Raw genomic sequence first — 2,812 nt, forward strand, 5'->3', positions numbered from 1 at the left:
AGGTAAACCCGCCAAGGTGGCCCTGGTGGCATCCATGCGCAAACTGCTGGTCATCCTCAACGCCCGCATGCGGGACCATCTCAACGCCTCCCAAACAGCCTGAATCAAGACAGTTGCTCTCCCCGCTTCGCAGGGCGAGGGAACAGCTGCTCGCGGCAAGACTTAGCAGCGACGCGCCGACGCTCTTCCTTCTCCCTGCGATAGCGGGGAGAAGGTGCCCGGAGGGCGGATGAGGGGCAGAGCGCGGTCAGTCACCGGGCGCGGGTGCGTCCGCCTGTCCGTTCGCCCCTCACCCGCCTTCGGCACCCTCTCCCCGCACGCGGGGCGAGGGAACAGCCGCTCGCGGTGAAACTGAGTCGCCGTGCATCAACGCCGTTCCTTCTCCCTGCGCAAGCGGGGAGACGGAAACATCGATGCATCGCGCGCACTTCGTCACCCCCGCGCAGGCGGGGGCCCAGTGACGTTGCTTCGATGCGCTCAAGGCGCTGGGTCCCCGCCTGCGCGGGGATGACGGCAAAGGCGGTCAGGACGTCGTTGTGCCCTGTGTGTGATGCAGGGACAAGCAGAATGAGCGAGGCGTGGCGGCAAGCGACGCCCGCATGCCGTGCGCGACAGCGTCAGGCACCGATCAGGCTCTCCGCCGGGATGCCGAGATTGCGGTGCAGGTTGCGGATCATCTCGAGGGTGAGCCCGCGCTTGCGGTTCAGCACCTCATAGACGCGGTTGGGCTGCCCGATGGAAGGCACCAGGTCCTTGACGGTCAGGCCGCCCTGCTCCATGCGGAAGCGGATCGCCTCGATCGGGTCCGGGGCCTCGATGGGGAAGCGCTTGGCCTCGTAGGCTTCGACCAGCGTGGCGAGGATCTCGAAACGGTCGCCTTCCTCCGTGCCCGGTTCCGGCTCGTTGTCGAAATAGGCCGACAGTTCGCGCAGCGCGGCCTTGTAGTCTTTTGCAGTGCGGACGGGGCGGATGTTCATGGAGCCTCCACGGTGGCGGCATCGATCCGGTCGTACTCGGTGTGCGTGCCGATGAACTTGATATAGATCGCCTGGAACCGATAGGCGACCGCGACAACGAGGCGGTAATCGTTGCCCTTGATGTTGAACACCACGCGGTTGCGGCCAACGAAACTGGCACTCGCGTAGCGTTGGCGAATGTCCTGCGGCGTGGTCCATGCGGCATGCCTGGCTTCGTCGTACCACGCCTTGAGGGGCTGTTCGGCGTCGGCGTGGCGCGCCCAGAATTCTCTCAAGGTGCCGACGGCGATGACCTTCATGGACGCACTCTAGTCCCGAATTGGGACTATGGCAAGCGGCAGCCCTTCTGCGTTCGCCCGTCAACCGCACCGGTATCGAGTGCGGGGCAAGATTTGGCACCCTCTTACCCGGATGCGGGGCGAGGGAATATCGCGCTCGTGGTGAAACTTGGCCGCGATGCACCGACGCTTTTCCTTCTCCCTGCGAAGCGGGGAGAAGGTGCCCGGAGGGCGGATGAGGGGCAAAGCGCAGTGAGTCACCGGGCGCCGAAGCATCCCCTCTCCGTTCGCCCCTCACCCGCCCCCGTATCAAGTACGGGGCAGGCTTCGGCACCCTCTCCCCGCTTCGCAGGGAGAGGGAAACATCGATGCATCGTGAGGGAACCCTCGATGCACCGTGTGCGCCCCTTAAAAGAAGAACCCCGCCGAGGCGGGGTTCCAGATTCATGCCGCGATCCGCTCGATCCGGGCGACCGCATCACCGAGGACGCGGTGCGCTTCCTCCAGATCGTAGTCCGCCTGCAAGCCCAGCCAGAACCGCTCGCTGGTCCCCAGCGCCGCCGCCAGCCGGACCGCGGTGTCGGCGGTGATACCACGCTTGCCCAGCACGATCTCGTTGATGCGGCGCGGCGGAACCTCCGCGGCGCGCGCCAGCGCGTTCTGGCTGATGCCCATCGGGAGCAGGAACTCCTCCAAGAGCACTTCACCGGGATGGATGTTGGGCAGGGTCTTCATGGAAACGAATCTCTTGGATACAGCTCAGTGGTAGGCGACGATTTCCACGCCATGCGCGTCACCGTTCTTCCAGCGGAAGCAGACGCGCCATTGATCATTGATCCGGATGCTGTGCTGGCCCTTGCGGTCGCCTTTCAGCGCCTCAAGCCGATTGGCCGGGGGAATCCACAGATCGTCCAGGGTCGCCGCATTGTTCAGCATGCGCAGCTTGCGACGCGCCACGGCCTGCATGCCGGCCGGCAAGCGCCGCGAGGGCGTGCCGTTCCAGACTTTTTCGGCTTCCTTGTCGGCGAAGTCCCGGATCACGGCCCCACCATAACGCTGGCCGTCATGGGACGCAACCTGCCATGCGCATGCAGCAGCGCGGCAAAGTTCCTGACGCGGCCGGGGAGCTTACGGTTGAAGCGCCGACGCCTTTCCTTCTCCCTGCGACAGCGGGGAGAAGGTGCCCGGAGGGCGGATGAGGGGCAAAGCGCGGTGCCTCACCGGGCGCCGACACGTCCACCTCTCCGTTCGCCCCTCACCCGCCTTCGGCACCCTCTCCCCGCTTCGCAGGGAGAGGGAACAACTGCTCGCGGCAAGACTTAGCAGCGACAAGCCCATGCTTTTCCTTCTCCCTGCGCAAGCGGGGAGAAGGTGCCCGGAGGGCGGATGAGGGGCGGAGCGCGGTGAGTCACCGGGCGCGGATGCGTCCGCCTCTCCGTTCGCCCCTCACCCGCCTTCGGCACCCTTATCTCTTGGCGATCTGCCAGATTAGATGCCGAGAGCCGGCGTGGTCGAGCGTCACACCTTGGGTGCTACGACCGCGGGAGAGCAAGCTCG

At 65.7% G+C, this 2,812-nt stretch carries 4 protein-coding genes and 1 pseudogene; 1 reads left to right on the forward strand and 4 read right to left on the reverse strand.

The window, feature by feature from the left end; translation table 11 throughout:
• Nucleotides 1–103: pseudogene (locus tag MMG85_RS18305) on the forward strand (IS110 family transposase); the annotation flags it as partial.
• 514 nt (nucleotides 104–617) lie between these two features.
• Here MMG85_RS18305 and MMG85_RS18310 read toward each other — a convergent pair.
• The 4 genes from MMG85_RS18310 to MMG85_RS18325 all read right to left on the reverse strand — a co-directional run bounded on the left by MMG85_RS18310 (nucleotide 618) and on the right by MMG85_RS18325 (nucleotide 2,296).
• A complete protein-coding gene (locus tag MMG85_RS18310) occupies nucleotides 618–977 on the reverse strand; it encodes a transcriptional regulator (RefSeq protein WP_241047336.1) in 360 nt (119 codons plus the stop codon).
• Nucleotides 974–1,276 (reverse strand): type II toxin-antitoxin system HigB family toxin, encoded by a 303-nt coding sequence (locus MMG85_RS18315; RefSeq protein ID WP_241047337.1) that lies wholly within the window; start codon nucleotides 1,274–1,276, stop codon nucleotides 974–976. Before MMG85_RS18315 ends, MMG85_RS18310 begins: the two co-directional genes overlap by 4 nt.
• A gap of 423 nt (nucleotides 1,277–1,699) precedes the next feature.
• Nucleotides 1,700–1,990, reverse strand: coding sequence for a HigA family addiction module antitoxin (locus tag MMG85_RS18320; RefSeq protein ID WP_241047338.1), 291 nt, complete (start codon nucleotides 1,988–1,990; stop codon nucleotides 1,700–1,702).
• A 24-nt stretch (nucleotides 1,991–2,014) separates the two neighbouring features.
• The gene (locus MMG85_RS18325) at nucleotides 2,015–2,296 is read right to left on the reverse strand and encodes a type II toxin-antitoxin system RelE/ParE family toxin (protein ID WP_241047339.1); all 282 of its coding nucleotides are present in this window, start codon (nucleotides 2,294–2,296) and stop codon (nucleotides 2,015–2,017) included.
• Between the last annotated feature and the right edge of the window lie 516 nt (nucleotides 2,297–2,812).

It is taken from the genome of Pseudoxanthomonas sp. LH2527, from assembly GCF_022539275.1.
Taxonomy (GTDB): Bacteria; Pseudomonadota; Gammaproteobacteria; order Xanthomonadales; family Xanthomonadaceae; genus Pseudoxanthomonas_A.